At 67.5% G+C, this 21,027-nt stretch carries 18 protein-coding genes; 9 read left to right on the top strand and 9 right to left on the bottom strand.

Features of this window, described 5'->3' with window-relative positions; all coding sequences use genetic code 11:
- Together AB0I81_RS43575 and AB0I81_RS43570 are read left to right on the top strand one after the other, a co-directional pair.
- A complete protein-coding gene (locus AB0I81_RS43575) occupies positions 1-1,875 on the top strand; it encodes a DUF1998 domain-containing protein (protein ID WP_360670465.1) in 1,875 nt (624 codons plus the stop codon).
- Between the two features lie 68 nt (positions 1,876-1,943).
- Positions 1,944-4,037 carry a UvrD-helicase domain-containing protein gene (locus AB0I81_RS43570; RefSeq protein ID WP_360670884.1) on the top strand — a complete coding sequence of 698 codons (2,094 nt, stop codon included), beginning with the start codon at positions 1,944-1,946 and terminating at the stop codon, positions 4,035-4,037.
- Here AB0I81_RS43570 and AB0I81_RS43565 read toward each other — a convergent pair.
- Positions 4,018-6,021, bottom strand: coding sequence for a DNA translocase FtsK (locus tag AB0I81_RS43565; protein ID WP_360670462.1), 2,004 nt, complete (start codon positions 6,019-6,021; stop codon positions 4,018-4,020). The genes AB0I81_RS43570 and AB0I81_RS43565 overlap by 20 nt on opposite strands.
- 109 nt (positions 6,022-6,130) lie before the next feature.
- Between AB0I81_RS43565 and AB0I81_RS43560 the strand changes: the two genes are divergently transcribed.
- Together AB0I81_RS43560 and AB0I81_RS43555 are read left to right on the top strand one after the other, a co-directional pair.
- Positions 6,131-6,571 (top strand): very short patch repair endonuclease, encoded by a 441-nt coding sequence (locus AB0I81_RS43560; RefSeq protein ID WP_360670459.1) that lies wholly within the window; start codon positions 6,131-6,133, stop codon positions 6,569-6,571.
- A gap of 58 nt (positions 6,572-6,629) precedes the next feature.
- Entirely contained in the window at positions 6,630-7,382 is a 753-nt protein-coding gene (locus AB0I81_RS43555) for an NgoMIV family type II restriction endonuclease (protein ID WP_360670456.1), read from the top strand.
- Here AB0I81_RS43555 and AB0I81_RS43550 read toward each other — a convergent pair whose 3' ends face one another.
- The 7 genes from AB0I81_RS43550 to AB0I81_RS43520 form a co-directional block, all read right to left on the bottom strand.
- Positions 7,383-8,465, bottom strand: a complete 1,083-nt coding sequence (locus AB0I81_RS43550) for a DNA cytosine methyltransferase (protein WP_360670453.1) — start codon at positions 8,463-8,465, stop codon at positions 7,383-7,385.
- A 175-nt stretch (positions 8,466-8,640) separates the two neighbouring features.
- A complete protein-coding gene (locus tag AB0I81_RS43545) occupies positions 8,641-8,892 on the bottom strand; it encodes a GntR family transcriptional regulator (protein ID WP_360670450.1) in 252 nt (83 codons plus the stop codon).
- A gap of 534 nt (positions 8,893-9,426) precedes the next feature.
- Positions 9,427-9,624 carry a DUF6203 family protein gene (locus AB0I81_RS43540; protein ID WP_360670447.1) on the bottom strand — a complete coding sequence of 66 codons (198 nt, stop codon included), beginning with the start codon at positions 9,622-9,624 and terminating at the stop codon, positions 9,427-9,429.
- A gap of 58 nt (positions 9,625-9,682) precedes the next feature.
- Complete coding sequence (locus AB0I81_RS43535) at positions 9,683-12,025, bottom strand: PASTA domain-containing protein (protein WP_360670445.1); 2,343 nt, start codon at positions 12,023-12,025, stop codon at positions 9,683-9,685.
- Positions 12,026-12,132: 107 nt separating this feature from the next.
- Complete coding sequence (locus AB0I81_RS43530; RefSeq protein WP_360670442.1) at positions 12,133-13,698, bottom strand: serine/threonine-protein kinase; 1,566 nt, start codon at positions 13,696-13,698, stop codon at positions 12,133-12,135.
- A 64-nt stretch (positions 13,699-13,762) separates the two neighbouring features.
- Positions 13,763-15,199 carry a serine/threonine-protein kinase gene (locus AB0I81_RS43525; RefSeq protein ID WP_360670438.1) on the bottom strand — a complete coding sequence of 479 codons (1,437 nt, stop codon included), beginning with the start codon at positions 15,197-15,199 and terminating at the stop codon, positions 13,763-13,765.
- 30 nt (positions 15,200-15,229) lie between these two features.
- On the bottom strand, positions 15,230-16,036 hold the full coding sequence (locus tag AB0I81_RS43520) for an LLM class F420-dependent oxidoreductase (RefSeq protein ID WP_360670437.1): 807 nt from the start codon (positions 16,034-16,036) through the stop codon (positions 15,230-15,232).
- A gap of 92 nt (positions 16,037-16,128) precedes the next feature.
- Between AB0I81_RS43520 and AB0I81_RS43515 the strand changes: the two genes are divergently transcribed.
- Positions 16,129-17,376: an LLM class flavin-dependent oxidoreductase gene (locus tag AB0I81_RS43515; protein ID WP_360670434.1), complete on the top strand. Its 1,248-nt coding sequence runs from the start codon at positions 16,129-16,131 to the stop codon at positions 17,374-17,376.
- The gene (locus AB0I81_RS43510) at positions 17,373-18,245 is read left to right on the top strand and encodes a TIGR03619 family F420-dependent LLM class oxidoreductase (protein ID WP_360670431.1); all 873 of its coding nucleotides are present in this window, start codon (positions 17,373-17,375) and stop codon (positions 18,243-18,245) included. Before AB0I81_RS43515 ends, AB0I81_RS43510 begins: the two co-directional genes overlap by 4 nt.
- Positions 18,246-18,247: 2 nt before the next feature.
- Here the strand turns inward: AB0I81_RS43510 and AB0I81_RS43505 are convergent, their stop codons facing one another.
- The gene (locus AB0I81_RS43505; RefSeq protein WP_360670428.1) at positions 18,248-18,742 is read right to left on the bottom strand and encodes a carboxymuconolactone decarboxylase family protein; all 495 of its coding nucleotides are present in this window, start codon (positions 18,740-18,742) and stop codon (positions 18,248-18,250) included.
- A gap of 131 nt (positions 18,743-18,873) precedes the next feature.
- Here AB0I81_RS43505 and sigJ point away from each other — a divergent pair, with 131 nt between their 5' ends.
- The 3 genes from sigJ to AB0I81_RS43490 are packed head-to-tail and all read left to right on the top strand — an operon-like array spanning position 18,874 to position 21,003.
- Positions 18,874-19,773, top strand: a complete 900-nt coding sequence (gene sigJ, locus AB0I81_RS43500; protein ID WP_360670425.1) for an RNA polymerase sigma factor SigJ — start codon at positions 18,874-18,876, stop codon at positions 19,771-19,773.
- 46 nt (positions 19,774-19,819) lie between these two features.
- Positions 19,820-20,629, top strand: a complete 810-nt coding sequence (locus AB0I81_RS43495) for a HipA family kinase (protein WP_360670422.1) — start codon at positions 19,820-19,822, stop codon at positions 20,627-20,629.
- Positions 20,626-21,003 carry a DUF3037 domain-containing protein gene (locus tag AB0I81_RS43490; protein WP_360670419.1) on the top strand — a complete coding sequence of 126 codons (378 nt, stop codon included), beginning with the start codon at positions 20,626-20,628 and terminating at the stop codon, positions 21,001-21,003. Before AB0I81_RS43495 ends, AB0I81_RS43490 begins: the two co-directional genes overlap by 4 nt.
- Positions 21,004-21,027 lie beyond the last annotated feature (24 nt).

The following is a 21,027-nucleotide window of genomic DNA, read 5'->3' as shown; positions in this document are numbered from 1 at the left end:
ATGGCACTTCGTAGCGGACGAACCCGGCAGGCGAGTCGGAAGGGCGAGGCGGAGGTCACCCGTAAGCCGCTGGGCGCGGTGCGTCGGGCGCAGGCCATCACGACGTACGGCGTGGGGTCGATGATCGCCATCGAGGATCAGTCGTACATCGTGAGCGGACTCGACAGTTGGAAGGTATGGCCGTCGGATGTGATCTACGAGCCGCGGCTCGAGCACTGGCTCCGGGTCGCCCGGTTCCAGCTCCCCCCGGCCGACGAACCGGCCTCGGGCGACGGGATGAGGGTTCGGCTCTTCCCCGAGGTGTACTCGTGCGGTACGTGCAAGCAGCTCCAGGAGTTCAGGAGATTCGGCTCACCCGCGGGCAAGAGTGTCTGTGGCGCATGTGACAAGCCGCTCACGCCATCACGATTCGTACTCGCCTGCGAGAACGGCCACCTGGACGACTTTCCCTACTTCGAGTGGGTCCACAAGAAGAGCGACCCCGATCGCGAAGTGAATCAGCAGGTCAAGCACGAGCTCACGCTCGAAAACACAGGGCAGACGGCCTCGCTACGTTCCGTCGTGATCAAGTGCTCCTGCGGAGTGAGGCCGGTGTCGCTGGAGGGCGCCTTCGGTGGCGGCGCGATGTCGGCGCTGGGGATCAGATGCAAGGGACGGCGGCCCTGGCTCGGGCGCGATGCCAAAGAGCCCGCCTGTACCGCGACACCCCGTGCGCTGCAGCGGGGCGCGTCCGCCGCCTGGTTCTCGATCACCCGCTCCGCGCTGTCGATTCCGCCCTGGTCCCAGGCCTTGCAGCAGCGGTTGAACCCCTTCTACTCCTGGCTCGCCGGCAAGCTGGAGCGCAGGCCGGAGTCGGAGATCCTCGAAGACATCAGAGAGCATCCCCATCTCACGGACGGTGGTCGGTTCGAGCCCGAAGAGATATTGGCGGCGGTGCACCGACGCCGGGAACTGCAGGCGAGTGCCCTGCCCGATTCCGACGAGACACCCATGTTCGAGTCGGCCAACAAACTTCGGCACGAGGAGTACGACCAGCTCTACGACGGCACCGGAAGTGTCGCCCGCACCGAGGAGTTCGAGTGTGTGCAGGCCCCCGGTGACGGGAGCGCCCTGCCGTACGGCATCAAGCGTTCGATGCTGGTCAAGCGGCTGCGAGAGGTGCGGGCGCTGGAGTCGTTCACCCGCGTGACCATGCCCGACCCCGCCGGCGGCGACACCCGTCGTGCCGCCGTGGCCAATGGCACGCTGGAGTGGCTGCCCGCGATCGAGGTCAGCGGCGAAGGCGTCTTTCTGGCCATCGACGAGGAGCTTGTGCGGAACTGGGAACAGCGGCCGGGGCCGGTGCGACGCGCCCGACAGATCCGGCGCAACCACACCACCATCCTGCGCGAGCGCGCGGAGCGGGCCGGCAGCTCGAAGCCTCCCGCCGACATCACCTCCCCGGTGACGCCGCGTTACGTGCTCCTCCACACGCTCGCGCACGTGTTGATCAACGAGTGGAGCCTGGACTGCGGCTACCCCGCGGCGGCACTGCGTGAGCGACTTTACGTGGACCAGGACATGGCGGGGGTGCTCATCTACACCGCGACCAGCGACTCGGCCGGTTCTCTCGGCGGAGTCGTCGCCCAGGGCGAGCACCGCAAGCTCTACGAGACCCTGGAATCGGCGCTCACCCGCACCGAGTGGTGCTCGCAGGATCCGCCGTGCATGGAGTCCGAGGCCAGCGGCATCGACAGCCTCAACCTGGCCGCCTGCTACGCCTGCGTTCTGCTCCCGGAAACAAGCTGTGAAACCAACAACGTCTTCCTCGACCGGGCCATGCTGATCGGCACTCCGGAGGATCCGGCCACCGGTTTCTTCCACACGGATGACTGAGTAACGTGCTCTTCCGGTCTGATCATGAAAATGGTCGGGCCGGAAGCCGAACGACAAGGAGGGGCACGGTGCCACGTCTGGGTATCCACCAGGACTTTCTGCAGGACCTCATCCGCCTGGAGCGCCCCGTTCAGCAGAAGGTCGTCGACACGATCACCAAGTTCGAGCAGACCGCACACGCCGGCGCGCATCTGGAAAAGCTCAACGACATCCGCGACGAACGCTTCAAGAGCATCAGGATCGACCGCAAATATCGGGGAATCGTGCTGGCCCCGGACACGGGCGACACCTTCACTCTGCTGCGCGTGGACACCCACGATGAGGCGTACGCCTGGGTACGACACCGTCGTGTCTCGGTCAACATGGCCACCGGGCACGTGGAGATCCGCGACGATGCGATCATCAATGACACGATCGAGGGCCTGACGCGGGATCCGGCCGAGTCGACACGTGCGATCTTCGAGCACATCTCCGACGCCGATCTGATCCGACTGGGTATCGACGACCAGATGCGCGGCTTCGCCCGGATGCTCACCGACGTGGCCCTACTGGAGGCTCTGGATGGCAAACTGCCGCAAACCCAGTACGACGTGCTCTTCGGGCTGGCGGCCGGGATGTCACCGGAGGACGTCTGGAACGACGTGGTCGGTGCCGTCGCGGCCGACGACATCGATCCGGAGGACCTCCTCGCCGCCACCCGGCGGATGCCGCACAAGGTGGCGCTGGTGGAGGGGCCGGACGAACTGATCGACCTGTTCTCCAAGCCCTTCGCGAGATGGCGGGTCTACCTGCATCCGCTACAGCGGGAGGTCGCCTTCCGCTCCTACTCGGGCCCGGCCCAGGTCACGGGCGGTCCCGGCACGGGCAAGACGGTGGTGGCGCTTCATCGCGCCCGGCATCTGGCCCGGCAGGGTGGTCGAGTTCTGCTGACGACCTTCACCGCGACACTGGCCCGCTCGCTGACCGAGTCGCTGCGCCTGCTGGAGACCGACGACGAGGTGCTGTCCCGCGTGGAGGTGTTGACCGTCGACCAGATCGCGCGGCGGCTGGTGAACGAGCACGTCGGCACGTTCGCGCTCCTCCGTGAGGAGGAGGAGAAGGAGATCTGGCGACGGATCATCCGCCGGAGGGATCTGGACTTCACCGAAAGGTTTCTCCACGAGGAATGGCGCCAGGTTGTGCTGGCCCAGGAGATCACGACTTCCGACGGCTACTTGTACGCACGCCGGACCGGGCGCGGACGACGGCTCGGTTCGCTGCAGCGCGCCCAGATCTGGCGGGCGATCGCGGAGTTCGGGCGGGAACTGGCCGAGCACAACTACCGCACCTTCGAAACGGTTTGCGTCGAGGCGACCCGGGTGCTGCACGGCCTGGACCGCCGGCCGTACGATCACGTGATCGTGGACGAGGCGCAGGACCTGCACCCGGTGAGGTGGCGGGTCCTGCGAGCCGTGGTCGGGGAGGGCCCGGACGACTTGTTCATCGCGAGCGATACCCATCAACGGATTTACGACAACCGGGTGTCTCTCAACTCGATCGGTATTCAGCTTGGCGGCCGATCCACCAGGCTGAAGATCAATTACCGGACCACCGAGGAAATTCTCGCCTGGAGCTGCGCCATGCTGGCCGGCGAGAAGTTTGACGATCTCGACGGGCAGCGATCGACCCTGACGGGTTGTCACTCCGAAATTCACGGAGCCAAACCCGAGCTGTACGGCGCGCCGACCAAGAATGCCGAGCTGACCCATCTGGTGGAGCTCGTGCGGAGCTGGCTCGCCGCCGGAGTGGAACCCGAGGAAATCGGTGTCGCGAGCCGCTCGGAAGCGCTGGGACAGTCGGCCGGGGAGGCATTGACCCGTGCCGGGCTGAAGGCGTGCTTCCTCTCCCGCGAACGTGACGGCGTGGACGGCCATATCCGGGTCATCACCATGCACAGAATGAAGGGCCTGGAGTTCCGATGCGTCGCGGCGATCGGCGTGGGCGCCAACCACCTGCCCTCGGCCGCCGCGGTCACCCCGCTCGAAGAAGATGCCACAACCCACTGGAACGATCTCCAGCGGGAACGCTGCCTGCTGTTCGTGGCCGGCACACGCGCCCGCGAACGCCTGCACGTCTCCTGGCACGGAGAGCCCAGTCCGTTCCTCAACCTCGCCAGTGCCTGACGATCGCGGCGATCTCCTCAGCCGAGATCGCCGCGAGTCTGATGGCGGACGGCACACCATTGGCGGGACCGAGAAACATTCCGTTGCCGGGCCTCAGTGACTCGGCCCCGACACGGTCGAGAATGCTCAGGCTCTCCTCCGCCGAAGCCATGGGCAGGGCCAGCCGGGCCGAAAAGTAGCCTTTGACGCGGCTGCTGAGTGCGCGTTCGGAGGGAGCGGCCGTGCGGGCGATCACATGAAAGCCGACCGCGCGGCCCTCCCTGGTCAGTTCGGTCACCGCCTCGTCGTCGCGGATGTCGGTCAGTTCATCGATGGCCACGACCACGTCGGGATGGGCCAACCCGGTGTCTCCGAGGGCGCCCATGGGGGCGGGCATCCCGGCTTCCCGTACCGCACGGTTGAACTGCTCGGTGTTACGGCACTGCTGTGCTGTCAGATCGGTGTAGCGACCCTCGATTTCGGCCAGTGCCCAGGTAAGCGGATCTCCCTCGGCCTGCTCGACCACGTGGGGAAGGCCGGTGTAGGTGTCGCCACGTCCGCTGATCACCAGGCGGAGACGTTTCGGATGGTGACGCATCACCAGTGAGGCAACGATGCTTCTGATCGGATCACACGATCGGTCCGTGCCACCGATCAGCAGATGTGGTGACGCGTCGAGGTTGAGGAAGACGGGCGTACCGTCCACGGTACGCCCGAGGCCCACCAGCAGCTCATCATCGTTGGGAGCTTCCCGAAGGAGGTCGCCCAGGCTCAGTAGGTCGGGGGCGCGGTGAGGCACTTCGACGCCAATCGCCACCACACCGGGCAAGGGCGAGGTCGACCTCTTCATCGGAACAAGTCGGGCCGTGTTGTCTCCCACGGCCGCCGCGATCGCCGCGCGCAGCGCGAAGACCGCGGTCGCCGGTGTCGTGGGGCCGAGCCTGACCTCGAACCTGGTCAACACGGGAGTGCGGGCGTACCCGGCGACCCTGGCATCGACACGGGCCTCTCGCAGCACCCGCTCTATCGCTCCGGCCATGGCGTCATCGGCGTCGCTGTGCCGACGCTCGGGCGTACTGGTTCTCAGAAGTTTGTCCGACGGAAGTTGATCAACTTTCCCGGTACCGAATTTCGGGCGCGGCTGACGCATGGCCCGCAGCCGGACCACCACTTCCGCGGCGGATCGCGGTCGCTCGTCCGGCTTCTTCGCGAGTAGTTGCAGGATCAACTCCTCCAACGAAGAGGGGATATCGGCCCGGATGTCGCCGGGCGGTTTGGGAGGCGCCGTGGCGTGTTGGGAAAGCACCCGAAAGACGCCACCGTGGAAGGGCGGATCCCCGGTGGTCATCTCGTAGAGCACACATCCCAGTGAGTAGAGATCGCTGCGCTCGTCCGGGGCACCGTCGGTCTGTTCGGGGGCGGCATAGGCCGGGGTACCGATTTGCGCCGTGGCCCTGTCGGTGTCAACGACGCGGGCGATGCCGAAATCGCAGATCTTCGGCTGGTCATCCGGCAGAAGCATGATGTTGGCGGGCTTGATATCGCGGTGAATGACCTTCTTGGCGTGCGCGGCGGTGAGAGCCTCGGCCAGGCGAATCGCGATGGCGATGGTCCGCTCGATCGGGAGACCGTTCAAGCTGCGAAGCATGACCTTCGCCAGGTCCTTGCCTTCGAGGAGTTCCATGACGAAGAAGAGTTGCCCGTTGTCCTCATCGGCATCGTGCACGACCACGATGCCGGGATGCTGGAGCTGACCACAGATCTTGGCTTCGTTGCGGAACCGGCTCACCCTACGCGGATCGGGATCCCCTTGGTTGGGAAAGACCTTCACTGCGACCTCACGGCCAAGGCGCAGGTCGAAGCCCTTCCACACCTCGCCCATCGCCCCGGCGCCCAGCTTCTCGTCCAGACGGTAGCGACCGCCCAACTTGAGACCGCCGAGCACGGCACCCCTCCCGATCCCGATCAAGAGCTTCACGTCCCCGTGCGGATCGTAGTCCTCCACGTGTTCGCGTCGCCATGTCAGTGAACAAGCCCGTCCGGGTCGACAACTCGGGACGGGTCGCCTCAATAGTTTCCCACCACCCACGCGGTGTCGGATATCCTCGCGGATCATGGCTCATGCCCAGCCCGTTCCTCGCGACGAAGGTGTCTCACGCCGGATGCGGTCCCAGCGCGAGTTCGACACCGGCATCGAGGTTGAGCTCCGAAAGATGCTCTGGCGGCGAGGGCTGCGATACCGGGTCCATGCCCAGATCATCCCGGGCACGCGGAGAAAGGTTGACCTGGTTTTTCCGGGGGCCAAGGTTGCCGTCTTCATCGACGGCTGTTTCTGGCACGGCTGTCCCCGGCACTACACCGCACCGGCCAACAACAACGACTTCTGGCTGAAGAAGGTCCGCGCCAATCGCACACGTGACATCGACAGCTTCAGACGCCTTCGGGCCGCCGAGTGGCGCGTCATCCGGGTCTGGGGTCACCAGGATCTCGCCAACGCCGCCGAGAAGATCGAAGCGATTGTTCGAACTCGTCGATCGTCACGGAGCGGGCAGTGATCTTCCACGGTTAAACAGACCTTCCACCTGCCCTGGCGATCAAGTAGCGTACGTCGCCATGGCCGCCCCTTTTGCCACACAACTGCTTGGCTGGCGCAAACCGCGCAGCGGTGACCGATCTGTGCCAAATTGTGCAGATTCCGATAGTGCACAATCCGTGGCGTTGGCGGAGAGGATGCTCGAAGCTCTCGGCATCGAGCGGGACTCCGACGCCAGACCACCGTCCGATCCGGGCCCGCTGATGGAACGGCTGGTGCGAGATGACCTGGCCTCGGCACTGCCATCGCTGGATTCGCGTCGCCACTGGCAGTTCGAGCGGGGAGGGCTCATCACCAAGTTCGCGCAGTACGCCCATCTCCGACGCGTTGACGAACTGGTCAGGGCGAACGCGGAGTTACGGATCACCATCGGTCTCGACTATCTGATCAAGCCGGACGTGACCGTGGGCATCGTCGATCTCGACATCCTGGGAAGCGACCCATTCCTCCACGCGGCGATCTCGTGCAAGTGGACCATCCGATCCGACCGCGTCCAAAACATTCGCCACGAGTGCAACCAGATGGTCAGGCACCGGCGGGGACGACAGCCGCATCTGGTCACCGTCACCGCCGAACCCCTTCCCAGCCGCCTGGCATCGATCGCCAGAGGAACGGGCGAGGTTGACGCCGTCTACCACATCGCATTCGAGGAGTTGAATGCCGCGGTGGGCGCGGTGGGCAATGCGGAGCAGCATCTGGCGTGGGAAGAATGTGTGGGACAGCGCAGGCTCCTGCCCTACGCGGATCTGGTCAAGACACTTGCCCGTTGGTAGTCAGCGCTCCCCGGGTGGCGTGTCCTTGAATGCCAGCTTGTACACATGTTCCGCCAAGGCTTCCGCCAGTTTCGGCGGGACCGCATTGCCAATCTGGCGCGCCACCTCGATCTTGCTTCCCTCGAACAGGAAATCATCGGGAAAGCTCTGTATACGTGCGGCCTCGCGATGAGTGATCGGCCGATCAGCAGTGGGGTGGAGATATCGCCCCTTCTCGGGCTTGAAAAATTCGGTACGGATTGTGAACCCGGGCTTGTCCCACCACAACCGCCCCATGACATCCGTCGTTCCGGTGGGCTTGTTCGCCCAGCATCTCGGAAGCAGGTCGGGTCGGTTCTTCGCCAGGTCGAAGCGGTTTCCGCCCTCGGGAATGGCCCGGTAGCGCTCCAGGGACATCGGACGGGGATTGCGGCGGAAATGCAGGTCCTGCCTATCGCCGGAAAGCCAAGAGATATCATCGATATCCGGATAGGCTTCCAGGTTCGAGATTACGTCGCGAAGTGAGACGTGCGGCTCACCCTCCGCCGATTCCGGCCCATGGGTCGGCCGCGGGGGCCACGGCACCTCCCGAAGCCCGCGGATCGCGACGAATATGCCGCGCCGTCGCCGTTGGGCAACACCGTAGTCAGCGGCGTTCAGGACCCCGTACGCATATCCGTACTCTTTGAGGTCCTTGTCGGTCTCCATCAACTCCAGCAGTTCCATGAACTGCGCGGACCGTTGGAACTCCGGTACGTTCTCAATGACAAATGCCTTCGGTCGCACCAACCGGACCGCCTTCAGATACTGCTGCCAGAGCTCATTGAGCTGGGCTCGACTCGCGTCATCGCGATCCCGTCCGAGCGGACTGAAGCCCTGGCAAGGTGGACCACCGATGATGACATCCGCCTCGGGATAATCGTCCACCTGCTCGATCGGGCCATCGTGAACCCGGCAATCGAAGTTACGTTTGAAGGTGCGCGCCGCCGCCGACTCGATCTCGACGGCGAAGATCGGCTTGTAACCACGGTTGGCGTTCCGGAAACCCAGGGCCAATCCGCCCGCTCCAGCGAACAGGTCGATCGTCCGGATCACCCTGGTCATCAAACGCCTCCTGATGGTACGTGTCGAGCCGGCCGGGACAACCGTGCCTCATCACGTCCGAGACCAGAGTCAACACAGGGACTGATGAGCATGGGGCGGTCCAGGAGACAAGTGAACACCCTCTTGACGACAAAATCGAGCGGATGTTCGCACATGAAACGGTGGTCACGCAATCTCACGTGCCTTCACGGCGGACGACGATGGAGCCCTTGCCGCGCCTGGTGATGATCAGTCCTTCCTCCCGAAGGATCTCCATCGCGAGGCGTACGGTGCGCCTGGCGACGCCGAACTCCTGCTCGAAGGCGACCTCTGACAGCACCGTCTGCGGCGGGTAGGTGCCTGACCTGATGCGCTGGCCGAGGATCTGCGCGATCTGCTCGTACTTGTAGAGCGTCGCGTCCCACTCGATGCCTTCGGACTTCGTCACCTCATAACGCTACGAGTCTATTGACGAGCAAGCATAGAGATGGTAGTAGCGCATCAGGGATTCTATGGGCGCCATATGCATGGACATGACTGCACAGGTTGACGTACGGTTGCCGTGTGAGCACAGCTTGCACAAGGAGCGCGTCCCGTACCAAGGCCGTACTTTCACACTCCCGGCGACATCGCGCTTCGAGACCGAGCGGCGAGTGAGTGCTCGGAAGAAGTTCCGTTCCTAGCTGGCCTTGGAGGTCGGTATGAGCATGGAGGATTTTCACAGCGCGCACCCCGAGCCCCCGCAGGACGGGTGTATCCGGATCGACTGGACCAAGTCGGTGGGTCGGTCCACAGTCTTCCGGGTTCGTAGCTACACCTGCCCATGCCTGCCGACCTCGTACGAGTTGGGCTCCTCCGGGGGTCATATGCACATCCGGCGTACGGAGAGGACCGCCAAAGGCGAGCGGGTAAGTGAGAGTCCGTGGATGGCTGCCGCTGTGGCGGGCAAGGTGTGGACGGCTCTTCTTGAGGGGCGGGCTCGTTAGTACGGGCGGCGTTGTAGGACCGGTCGGCGGCGGTGGTGGTCGTCGTGAGTGGCGCGTTTGGTGTGGTCGTCCTCATGGTCGGCATGCTTCTGTCTGCGGTGGCGGGCCAGGTACCAGCCGATGGCGAGGGCGGCCAGGCCGATCGGGGTTTTGGCCATTTTGCGGGCCAGCAGCAGCTTGAAGAGCTTCTTCATAGGGTCGCAACTGCCCCAGGACAGACGTGGCACGCATGAGGGGGCATCCGCCCCGAGGTTACGGCTGGGGGTCGGGGGTGCTTGGGGTGGTGGGGGGTTCGGTGGGTTCGTGGGGGTCGGGGGTGGTGGGGGGTGCTTGGCCGATGGTCAGGAGGATTTGGGTTCCGGGTTTGGTGCAGGAGCCCGAGCGGACGCTCTGGGAGAGGACCATGCCGATCTGGGATTCGTCGGCCACCACCTGATCTGTCGTGCCTACCGTGAAGCCGGCGGCTGTCAGGGTGGCGCGGGCGGAGTCGGTGGGCTGGCCGACTACGGGCGGGACGGTGGAGCCGTGGCGGGAGAGCATGAGTGCGACCGGGGTGCTGCCCGGGACGCGGCGGCCCGCCTGGGGTTGGCTGGAGAGGACCTGGTTGTTCGGCCGTTGGGAGCAGGAGCGGCTGATGGCGCCTGGTTTGAGGCCGGCGTTGGTCAGCGCGGATTCGGCGGCTTTGCGTTGCATGCCGGTCACCGCCGGTACGGCCAGGCCCGCCGAGACCCGTAGCGATACCTTGCTGCCCTTGTTCACGAATGTGCCGGGGGCGGGGTGGCTGCTCAGGACCTGACCGGGTTTCTGGGGGGCGTCCACCTGGGAGACGGGGCCGAGGGTGAGGCCGGCTTGTTTGAGCGCCTTGGTGGCTGCGCTCTTGGTCAGGCCCGTCAGGGGTGGAATGGCGGCTGTGGGCGGGTGGGCCACGGGTGGGTCGTTGATGGCGCCGGAGTCGCGGGGGCCGCGGGTCTGCTGTGTCGTTTCGGTCCTGGTCGGGGAGGGCTTGTGTGAGGAGGGGGGCTGTGAGGTTGGAGGGGCGAGGGGGCCGCCTGCCTGGACGTCTACGGTGCTCTGCTGGCGGGCGTTTCGGGTCAGGGATGGGATGAGGACGATGAGGAGGACTCCGGCGGTCACGAGCAGGGCCACGCAGACTGCGATGGCGGCTCTGGGCCAGCCTCGGTAACTGACTTTTCCTGACGCCGAAGGGCCGCTGTCGTCTCCTGTGCCGGATGCGCCGCCTCTTCCTGTGCCGGATGCCCCGCCTTCTCCTGTGCCGGATGCCCCGCCTTCTCCTGTGCCGGATGCCCCGCCTTCTCCTGTGCCGGATGCCCCGCCTTCTCCTGTGCCGGGTGCTCCGCCTAAGGACTCGGCCGGGATTGGAGAGTAGGCGGCGAGAGGAGGGTCGGATGAAGGGGTGGGTTGGGCTGAGGAGGCGGGACGGGACGAAGGGGTGGGGGTGTGAGAGGAGATGGGGCCGGGGTGTGAGGTGGGAGGTTGTGGCTGGGCCAGAGGAGGAGGATGAGCGGGGTGGCGGGTTAAGGAGTCGTCGGGTGGGCTGTCGGAGGGGGGTGGGTGGGCGCCGTTGGTGGGGTTCGCGGGGGGTGGTGGTTCGGCTGTGGGGTCGGGTAGGTGGTAGCCGCCCAAGGCTCCGGTCTCTTCGGGTTCGGCCATCGGGGCGGGGGAGGGCGCGGGGGCGTCGGAGGGGTCCGGGGCGGGTGAGCGGGGCTCTGGGATCAGGGGCGGGGCGCGGAGGATGTGGGGTGGTGGCGAGCGCAGTACGTCGGCCGGCACTCCGCCCGACGAATCCCCCAGCAGCTCGAACAGCAGATCCCGGCTGGTCGGCCGGTTGCGTGAGTCCTTGTCCAGGCACGCCTCCACCAGCGTGCGCAGTTGCCCGTCCAGCCGCCCCAGCTCGGGTGGCGCGGTCAGGATGCGGTGCAGCACCGGCGCCACCGAGTCCTGGCCGAACGGCGCCGAGGCGTTGGCGGCGAAGCACATCGTCGCGCCCCACGAGAACACGTCCGCCGCGCCCGTGACCGCCGAGGCGGTGATCTGCTCCGGCGCCATGTACGCGGGCGTCCCCACCCCCCGCCCGCTCACCGTGGCCGCCGCGTCCAGGGCCTTGGCCAGGCCGAAGTCGATCACGCGGGGGCCGTCCGAGCCGAGCAGCACGTTCTGCGGCTTGAAGTCCCGATGTACGATCCCCGCCCAATGAATGGCCGTCAACGCCGTGGCCGTGCTGACCGCCAGCCGTTCCAGCGCGCCGCCGTGCCGGGGCCCGGTGAGCATGACCTCCCGCTGAAGCGAGGGGCCGTCGATGTACTCGCTGACGATGTACGGTCGCCCCTCGTCGAACCCGGCGTCGATCACCTGGGCCGTACAGAACCTCGCCACATGCTTGGCCAGCTCAACTTCCCGCAGGAACGCCGCCCGCTCATCCCCCACGGGCCCATGCAGCAACTTGACCGCGTACGTCTCCCCGCTCCTCGAACCAAGGAACACCGCGCCCTGTCCGCCTTCGCCCAGCCGTCCGGAAAGTGCGTACTCTCCGAGTCGCTGGGGGTCCCCCGTTCTGAGCGGCTGCGCCGTTGGCACAGGGCAGCCTCCCCTCGCCGCAACCTTTCTGCTCTCTACTGAAAGCAACGGGGCGCGAACAGTCAACGGTGCTCAGGGCAATCGCATCCTGACCGTGACTTAGCTGGTCAGGATGGGCGGGAGACCTTGCCTGAATACGTCACTTCGTTCTTACCTTCACGCGTGACCTTGATATCCATCTGGTTCGCATCAGAGGAGGCCGGGATCATCTGTACCGTCCCCGGATAGCATTCTTCGCCTTTCACCCGATCAAGGGTGAAAACCATTCCACCGCCGTTCCGCGCGAGCCGTCCCGTGCAGTGCAGGTCCGCGCCCCAGCGCATCTTTCCGCCGCCGTCCGCGTCCAGGGTCAAGGTGATCGGGAAGACGCGGTCGGCGGTGAAGTGCTCGGCCGAGCCGGTCCAGGCGCCCTCCAGCACCGGGCCCTCCGCGCCGCGCTGCCAGTACAGGAATCCGGCGACGGCCGCCGCCAGCCCGACGGCCAACACGGCGAGCTGCCAGGGACGGAAGCGCCGCCGCGCGGGCGTCTCAGTCTCGATCTCGATTTCGGCGGGTGCTATGGGAGCGGTGGTGCCGGTACGAGGCTCAACCGTGGTTCCGGCGGCAGGCTGCGACCCGCCCTCCGACGACGACGATGCAGACGACGCAGCCGACGACGCAGCCTTCGATGCCTCGGCTCTGGCCGCTATCAGAGGCGCCGTGATCGCCGGGAAACTCGTGGTCGGGTCCGGGTCGGTGATCACCCCGGGCTCGGCCTCGCTGGCCCCGAGGCCCACGACCGACCTGAGCGAAGCGGCGTCCCGGCGGCTGGTGGTCCCGTACGACTTGCCAATGGCGACCATCGCCCCCGTGGACAACACGTCCACCCCACCGGCGTCCTGCCCCAGAAGCTGACGCAACACCTCTTCGGCGTTCGGCCGCTCCAAGGGCTCGGCGGCCAGGCAAGCCTGGACGATCCCCCGCAGCCGCCCCTCCAAAGACCCCAGGTCGGGCTTGCCGTACAGGACGCGAGCCAGCACCTCCTGATGAGTGTCGGCCGTGTACGCGTTCCGCCCCGTAGCGGTGTAGACCACGGTCAGCCCCCACGCCCACATGTCGGCCGGCGGCCCGGCGGGCTCCGCCTTCATCCGCTCGGGCGCCATGTAGGCGGGCGTCCCCATGGGCATGTGGCTGGTGGTCACGGCGGTGTCCACGAGCCGCGACACCCCGAAGTCGATCACGCGCGGCCCGTCGATGCCCAGGAGCACGTTGCCCGGCTTGAAGTCCCGGTGCACGACGCCGGCCCGGTGGATCGCGCCCAGCGCGGTGGCCGTGCCGATGGCCAGCCGTTCCAGGGAGCCGCCCTGCCGGGGGCCTTCCTCGACGATGAGTTCGCGTAGCGAGGGGCCCTCGACGTACTCGCTGACCAGATACAGCCGGTCGCCTTCGAGGTCGGCGTCCAGGAGTTGCGCGGTGCAGAACGCCGCCACCTTCCTGACGGCCTCGACCTCGCCGAGGAAGCGCCGCCGCGCGTCCGGGTCGCGGGACAGGCTCGCGTGCAGCAGTTTGACGGCGACCGGCGCACCCTGCGGCGATTCGCCTAGGTAGACGATCCCTTGGCCGCCCTGGCCGAGCCTGCGTGTCAGCCGGTACGACCCCAGCTGCCGTGGATCATCGGCACGTAGCTCGGACATATCCTTCTATTATGCCGTTCGGATGGATATGCGGCGGATGTACGCACTTCTCGATAAGACCTGCTCAGGAACCGCGGAAAACCTTGCCCGAGTAAGTGATCTCGTTCTGACCACTGCGCGTCACGTTGATCACGATCTGGTTGGGGTCGGCGGACGGGACGACGCGGAGCGTTCCCGGGTAGCACATGTCGCCTTTTACCTGGTCAAGCCGGAACTCCAGCCCGCCCTTGGCCGGTCTGAGCCGCCCCGAGCAGTGCAGGTCGGCTCCCCAGCGCATGCTCGACGAGCCTTCCGCGCGCAGGCGCAGCTCCACCGGGAAGACCCGGTTGGCGGTCGGGTGCTCGGCCGTTCCCGTCCACGTGCCGTTCAGATCCCTCTCCCGAGCGGGAGCGGGTGAAGGGGCGGTCGACGCGGGGACCGGCGGTGGCGAAGCCGACGGTTGGGCGATCGGCGGCGACACGTCCGAACCCGCCTGCCGGGCCTGAACCGACCAGAGAACCCCGGCCACGACCACCACGGCCAGCCCCACAGCCCCCGCCGCCATCCCGACCCGTTGCCGTCGCCTTCGCCGAGAAGCAGGCGGTGCGCCACCCTCCGGCTGACGTCCCGGCTCGGTGTCCGACGAGGTTTCTGACGGGGTTCGGGCGGATGCGACGGCAAGCCCCGTAGCGGCCCTGGCCCCGGTCGTCAGCACGTCGTCCGCCTCCGGCCCATGCCCCAGCAACCACCGCAACACCTCCTCCGCATCCGGCCGCCCACCAGGCTCACGAACGAGACAAGCCTCCACAACCTCCCGCAAAGCCCCGGACACCCCCGACAACTCCGGCCGCCCGTACAGGATCCTGGCCAGCACCTCCTGATAGCTGTCCGCCACGAACACATGCCGCCCCGCCGCCGCGTACGCCACCGTCAGCCCCCACGCCCACATGTCGGCGGCCGGCCCGGCGACCTCCCCCTGAATCCGCTCGGGCGACAGATAGGCCGGAGTCCCCAGGGTGACACCGGTGCTGGTGGTGGCAGCGGCGTCCATCAGCCGCGACACCCCGAAGTCGATCACCCGCGGCCCATCGATCCCGAGCAGCACGTTCGCCGGCTTGAAGTCCCGGTGCACGACCCCGGCCCGATGGATGGCCCCCAGCGCGGTGGCCGTCCCGATGGCCAGGCGATGCAGCGAGCCCCCGAGGCGCGGTCCCTTCTCCGCCACGTGCTCGCTCAGCGAGGGCCCTTCGACGTACTCGCTGACCAGGTAGGGCCGGTCACCGTCGAGGTCGGCGTCGAGCAGTTGCGCGGTGCAGAAGGCCGCCACCCGCCGCACGGCCTCCATCTCACCGAGGAAGCGCCGCCGCACCTCCGGATCGCCGGACAGCCTGGCGTGCATGAGTTTGATCGCCACCTCGGCCCCGCCGGGCGAGCGGGCGAGAAAGACGACGCCCTGGCCGCCCTGCCCGAGCCGGCGCAGGATCTGGTACTCCCCCAGCCGCTGCGGATCCTCGGAGGACATAGGGCGTCATTATTACAGCAAGCAAACCAGTCACAGCAGTGCCGCGTACGTGTCCAGAACCGGGAGCACCACGTCCGCGGGCCCGCTGGGCAGGCCGGCCACGACCTGGGTGATGCCGAGCGTGGCGTAATAGTCCAGCTTCTCCCTGCTGGGCAGCGTGGAGAACGGGATCACCTCGGCCATCGGCCGTTCCGCCTTCTCGCAGGCCTCCCGCAACGCCGGCAGGGCCTCCCTGATGCCGCGCCCGCCGATCGGCATCCACCCGTCGCCGTACTCGGCCACGTGCGCGAACAGCTTGGGCCCCGCCGCGCCGCCGAGGTAGACGGGCGGCATCCGCACCGGCTTGGGCCAGGACCAGGACGGCTCACGCCCCTCAAGGACGGCGACGTCATCCCGCCACAACGCCCGCATGGCCAGCACGTTGCTCCTGGCCACCTCGCGGCGCCGCCCGTACGGGACGGCGTGGTTCTCGATCTCCTCCACGTTCCAGCCGAATCCGACCCCGACCACCGTCCGCCCGCCCGACAGGAGGTCGAGGGAGGCGATGGCCTTGGCGGTGACGATGGGGTCGCGCTGGGCGGCGAGCAGGATGCCGGTGCCCAGGCGCAGGCGGGTGGTCGCGGCGGCGGCGAAGGAGAGGGCGACCAGGGGGTCGAGCGTGCGCCGGTACTCCTCGGGCAACTCTCCCCCGGCGGGGTACGGGGTGCGCCGCGAGGCGGGGATGTGCGTGTGCTCCGGCAGGTACAGCGAGTCGAAGCCGCGCTCCTCCGCGGCCCTGGCCAGGTCCTGGACCGGCATGGCCAGATCCGTGGCGAACATCGTGACCCCAAGCCTCATGCGACACTCCCGGTAGAGCGAACCAAGCGATTGCTCGGTTAAGATTTCCAGAGTAACTTGCCAGAAGACCATCCCGCGGAAAGAGGTCTCCAGTGAAGTTTTCTATCTTCCTGAATCCGCAAATACCAGGCTCTGGTTACGCGGCCGAGGAGAACGCCAGGGCCAAGCGCCCGATCGGGCGGGACACCGAGTCGTACCAGAGGCTGCTGCACGAGGTACGGGAGATAGCCGTCCACGCCGACCAGATCGGCTTCGACGCGCTGATGATGACCGAGCACCACTTCCATTCCGAGGGCATGGAGTTCTCGGTCAACCCGCTGATGTTCCTGACCGACCTGGCCGCCAGGACCGAACGCATCCTGCTCGCCCCGCTCGGCCTGGTGCTGCCCGCCTGGGACCCGATCAGGGCGGCCGAGGACGTGGCGCTGCTCGACCAGTTCTGCAAGGGCCGGCTGCGGCTGGGCGTGGCGCGCGGCTACCAGAACCGCTGGATGAACGTCCTGGGCCAGCGCTGGCACGCCGCCGCCGCCCGCTCCGACGGCTCGGCGGCCGACACGCGCAACTTCGACGTCTTCGGCGAGGTGCTGAAGATCATGAAGATGGCGTGGACGCAGGAGACGCTCCGCTACAAGTCGGACGTGCTCGACTATCAGGTGCCTTATCCGTACGAGGGGATCGAGGGCTGGCCAGCCCAGGAATGGACCCGTACGTTCGGGGCGCCGGACGAGATGGACGAGAACGGCACCATCAAGTCCGTGTCCGTCTGCCCCAGGCCGTACCAGAACCCCTACCCCGAGCTGTGGCAGCCGTTCACGATCTCCGACCGGTCGGTCATCAGGGCGGCGCAGGAGAACATCATGCCGTGGATGTTCACCCCGAACCCGGACGACCACGCCGCCAAGGCCAAGCTCTACCAGGAGGAGTCCGCCAAGCAGGGCCGCGAGTACAAGCTGGGCGAGCACACCGGCATCCTGAAGATCGTCGGCATCTCGGACACCACCGAGGACGCCATCAACACCTTCGGCCGCAGCATCCCCAAGGACTTCGCCGCCTTCTTCGGCCCGTTCGGCTACCTGGAGGTGCTGCGCAAGAAGGAGGATGAGAAGCACAAGCCCATCTCCCCCGAGAAGGGCGACGCCAAGCGCATGAACGACGTCGAGATGGCCCTGTTCGGCACCCCCGACGACGTCAAGCGCGGCATCCAGCGCATGCTCGACCGGATGCCGGACCTGGAGTGGTTCGGCCTGTACATGCAGGGCCAGCAGGGCGTGCTGCCGCTGGACACGGTCAAGCGCAACCTGGAACTGTTCGCGACCAAGGTCGCCCCGGAGTTCCGATGAGATTCTGGCTGGGCGCCTCGTTCGCCGACACCGACCAGTTCGTCGAGCTCGCGCGGGCCGCCGAACGTTGCGGCTTCGACACCCTCACCCTGTCCGACCACCTCTTCTACGCCGACTTCGCGACGCCGTACCCGTACTCGAAGACGGGCCGGCCGCGCTGGGACGCCCGTACGCACTGGCCGGACGTCTGGGTCACGATCGGCGCCATGTCGGCGGTCACCACGACCCTGCGCTTCTGCCCGAACGTCTACATCGCCCCCGCCCGCGACCTGTTCACCGTGGCCAAGCAGGTCTCCACGGCGGCGGTGTTGTCGCGCGACCGCGTGACGTTCGGCGTCGGGGTCGGCTGGTGCAAGGAGGAGTTCGTCGGCACCGGCCAGGACTTCCACACCCGGGGCCGCCGCCTGGACGCGATGCTGCCCGTCCTGCGCTCCCTGTGGTCGGGCGAGACGGTCACCCTGGACGGCCTGCCCGAGTTGTCGATCTGCCCCACCCCCGCGGAACCCGTCCCCGTGTACGTCGGCGGCGACAGCGAGGCGGCCCTGCGCCGCGCGGCCAGGGCGGGCGACGGCTGGATCGGCAACCGCATCTACACCGAGGAACAGTTCGACGAGGTCCTGGCCGCGCTGCGCCGTCAGCTGGACGCGAACGGCAGGTCCGGCGACCCCTTCGACATCATCGCCCCGCTGGCCGTGCTCCCCGACGCGGAGACGTACCGCCGCTTCGCCGCCAAGGGCGTGACCGGGACGATGGCCGCCCCATGGTGGCTGGCCACGCCCGAGGAGAAGTCCCGGTACGGCGAGGGCACCCTCGAACTCAAGATCGCCACCATGGAGCGCTACGCCGAGGAGGTCATCGCCAAGATGTAGTTCTACCTGGTGGTGTAGTGGTTACCCTGGGCCTTTCCGGGGATCGGCTTGGCGATGAGCGCCACGGGCACGAAGAAGAGGATCTGGCTGATCGCCACGGTGAGCGTCCACAGCGCCTTCTCGTCGTAGTGCTCCGACGCCCTGGCGAACAACGCGTCGCTGACCCGCTCCCCGTACGGGCTCGGCGTGAGCACGGCCTCCACCAGCTCCAGCGCCACCCGTTCCGCATCGGTGAAGTAGGGGGCGTCCCGCCACGACGCCACGGCGGTGATGCGCTCCTCCGACTCCCCCGCCGCGCGGAGGTCGGCGGTCTGCCGGACGGTGTGGTACGTGCTGCCGACGATCTGCCCGGCGCGCAGGTGCACCAGGCCGACGGTCGTGTCCGGGATGGAACCGTTCCTGACGGACTTGATCATCCCTCCGGCGATGGCGCCCATCTCGGGGAAGAACGAGGTGGGGTCGGGCAGCCGCGACTGAAGCTGTTCGGTCACTGACATGATGATGTTCCCTTCTGAACGGTGTCTCGGTCGTCCGACGAGACAACCGCCGGGAATGTGAGCCTCACACTTTGACGGGGCCTTTCGTCGGACCGGTGAGGGCAGCAGCGACAGAGGGAGCCGTCCACACCATGACCGAAGCGTCCGACCCGAGCCTGAGCGTGATCGTGAACGAGCGGCGCCAGCTCACCAACCTCGCCTACCGGCTGCTCGGCTCCCTGGCCGAGGCGGAGGATGTCGTCCAGGAGACCTACACCCGCTGGTACGCCATGTCCCCGGCGCAGCGCGAGGCCATCGAGTCCCCCGGCGCCTGGCTGACCAGGGTCGCCGGGCGGATCTGCCTCGACGTGCTCGGCTCGGCCCGCGCCCGCCGCGAACGCTACGTGGGCCAGTGGCTGCCGGAACCGCTGCCCGACCCCGCGGAATGGCCCGCCGACCCGGCCGACCGGATCACCCTCGACGAGTCGGTCAACATGGCGTTCCTCGTGGTGCTCGAATCGATGACCCCGGCCCAGCGCGTCGCGTTCATCCTGCACGACGTCTTCCGCTACTCCTTCACCGAGGTGGCCGAGATCGCCGGCCGTACCCCGGCGGCCTGCCGCCAGCTCGCCACGGCGGCCCGCCGCCGCCTGCGCACCGCGACGGTCCCCGCGGCCCGGCAGGCCGGCCTCGTCAAGGACTTCAAGCTGGCCTGGGAGGCCATGGACATCGACGCCCTCATCGGCCTGCTCGACCCGGACGCGACGGCGATCACGGACGGCGGCGGGCTGGCCGCGGCCATGCCGTACCCGGTCGAGGGCGGCGAGCGGATCGCCCGCTTCCTCGTCGAGATCACCGGCCACGCCCGCGACCTGACCATCCTGGAGCGCATGGTCAACGGCCGGCCCGGCCTGGTGACCGAGCAGGGCGGCGTCGTCATGGCGGTGATGGCGTTCGACGTCGAGGGCGAGCGCATCAAGCACATCTGGTCGGTCCGCAACCCCGACAAGCTCCGGCCGTGGACCGAGCATCCGGTGGGCGGCTCACAGTGACGCCCGGCTGTCCCGGGGCGGTAGCCAGGGGCGATAGCCTCATTCCGTGCTGGAAAAGATCGCAGCCACCCGTTATGTCACCCCCCTGCGGGAGGGCGGGTCGCTGCCCGGCGTCGTCGAGGCCGACGACCTGGGCACGTACGTCGTCAAGTTCCGAGAGGCGGGTCAGGGCAGGCGGGTCCTGGTCGCCGAGATCATCGCCGCCGAGCTGGGCCGCCGTCTGGGTTTCAGGACTCCTGAGCTCAAGCTGATCGACCTCGACCCGCAGATCGGCATCAGGGAGCCCGACGAGGAGGTGCAGGACCTGCTCAAGGCCAGCACCGGGCTCAACCTGGCGGTCGACTTCCTGCCGGGCGCGCTCGGCTTCGAGCCGCTGGCCTGGGTGGCGGATCCGCTGTTCGCGGCCAGGGTGGTGTGGTTCGACGGGCTCATCCACAACGTGGACAGGAGCTGGCGCAACCCCAACCTGCTGATCTGGCACCGCGACACCTGGCTGATCGACCACGGCGCCGCGCTCTGGTTCCACCACAACTGGCGCACCGCCGACCCGCAGCGCGCGTTCGACCCGGGTGACCATGTGCTCGGGCCGTACGCGGGCGACGTCGGGGCGGCGGGCGCGGAGCTGGCCCCGAAGATCACGCGGGAGCTGCTGGAGACCGTGACGGCCCTGGTGCCCGACGAGTGGCTGGCGGGCGAGCCGGGCTTCGAGACGCCGGGCGACGTGCGCGAGGCGTACGTCGATCATCTGCTGGAGCGGGCGCACGGGCCCCGCGAATGGCTGGTCAGGAGCGAGCGGCAGGATCGGAAGGGCTCCGGGTCGGTCGGCGCGTTCTGGCGGGAAGGCGGCGACCGGTGACCAGGGACGTCTACGAGTACGCGGTCATCCACGTGATGCCCAAGATCGAGCGGGGCGAGCTGATCAACGCGGGCGTGCTGCTCTACTGCCAGCCCCGCGGCTACCTGTGCGCCCGGGTCGAGCTGGATCCCGCCCGGCTGCGGGCCCTCGATCCGCACGCCGACGTCGATGGGGTACGCCGTGCGCTCAGCGCGTACGAGATGGCCTGCGGCGAGCGGCCGGGACCGCTGGCGGGCGAGTCGCTCGGCGGCAGGTTCCGCTGGCTGACCGCGCCGCGCAGCACCATCGTGCGGACCGGGCCGGTGCACGCCGGCCTGACCGCCGACCCCGGCACCGAGCTGGCCCGGCTCTTCGACAAGCTGGTACGCGTCTGATCCCTTCCTCTGCCTGCGGTGATG

Origin of the sequence: Nonomuraea sp. NPDC050404, assembly GCF_040655495.1 — a bacterium.
Lineage (GTDB): Bacteria > Actinomycetota > Actinomycetes > Streptosporangiales > Streptosporangiaceae > Nonomuraea.
Note: the sequence above shows the minus strand (reverse complement) of the source record. Positions and strands in the feature narration are given on the sequence as shown.

Excerpts from the sequence above, each read along its gene's own strand:
- AB0I81_RS43575 (WP_360670465.1), top strand. The coding sequence starts at position 1 with ATGGCACTTCGTAGCGGACGAACCCGGCAGGCGAGTCGGAAGGGCGAG.
- AB0I81_RS43560 (WP_360670459.1), top strand. The coding sequence starts at position 6,131 with ATGGCTCATGCCCAGCCCGTTCCTCGCGACGAAGGTGTCTCACGCCGG.
- AB0I81_RS43555 (WP_360670456.1), top strand. The coding sequence starts at position 6,630 with ATGGCCGCCCCTTTTGCCACACAACTGCTTGGCTGGCGCAAACCGCGC.
- AB0I81_RS43550 (WP_360670453.1), bottom strand. The coding sequence starts at position 8,465 with ATGACCAGGGTGATCCGGACGATCGACCTGTTCGCTGGAGCGGGCGGA.
- AB0I81_RS43540 (WP_360670447.1), bottom strand. The coding sequence starts at position 9,624 with ATGAAGAAGCTCTTCAAGCTGCTGCTGGCCCGCAAAATGGCCAAAACC.
- AB0I81_RS43530 (WP_360670442.1), bottom strand. The coding sequence starts at position 13,698 with ATGTCCGAGCTACGTGCCGATGATCCACGGCAGCTGGGGTCGTACCGG.
- AB0I81_RS43525 (WP_360670438.1), bottom strand. The coding sequence starts at position 15,199 with ATGTCCTCCGAGGATCCGCAGCGGCTGGGGGAGTACCAGATCCTGCGC.
- AB0I81_RS43520 (WP_360670437.1), bottom strand. The coding sequence starts at position 16,036 with ATGAGGCTTGGGGTCACGATGTTCGCCACGGATCTGGCCATGCCGGTC.
- AB0I81_RS43510 (WP_360670431.1), top strand. The coding sequence starts at position 17,373 with ATGAGATTCTGGCTGGGCGCCTCGTTCGCCGACACCGACCAGTTCGTC.
- AB0I81_RS43505 (WP_360670428.1), bottom strand. The coding sequence starts at position 18,742 with ATGTCAGTGACCGAACAGCTTCAGTCGCGGCTGCCCGACCCCACCTCG.
- sigJ (WP_360670425.1), top strand. The coding sequence starts at position 18,874 with ATGACCGAAGCGTCCGACCCGAGCCTGAGCGTGATCGTGAACGAGCGG.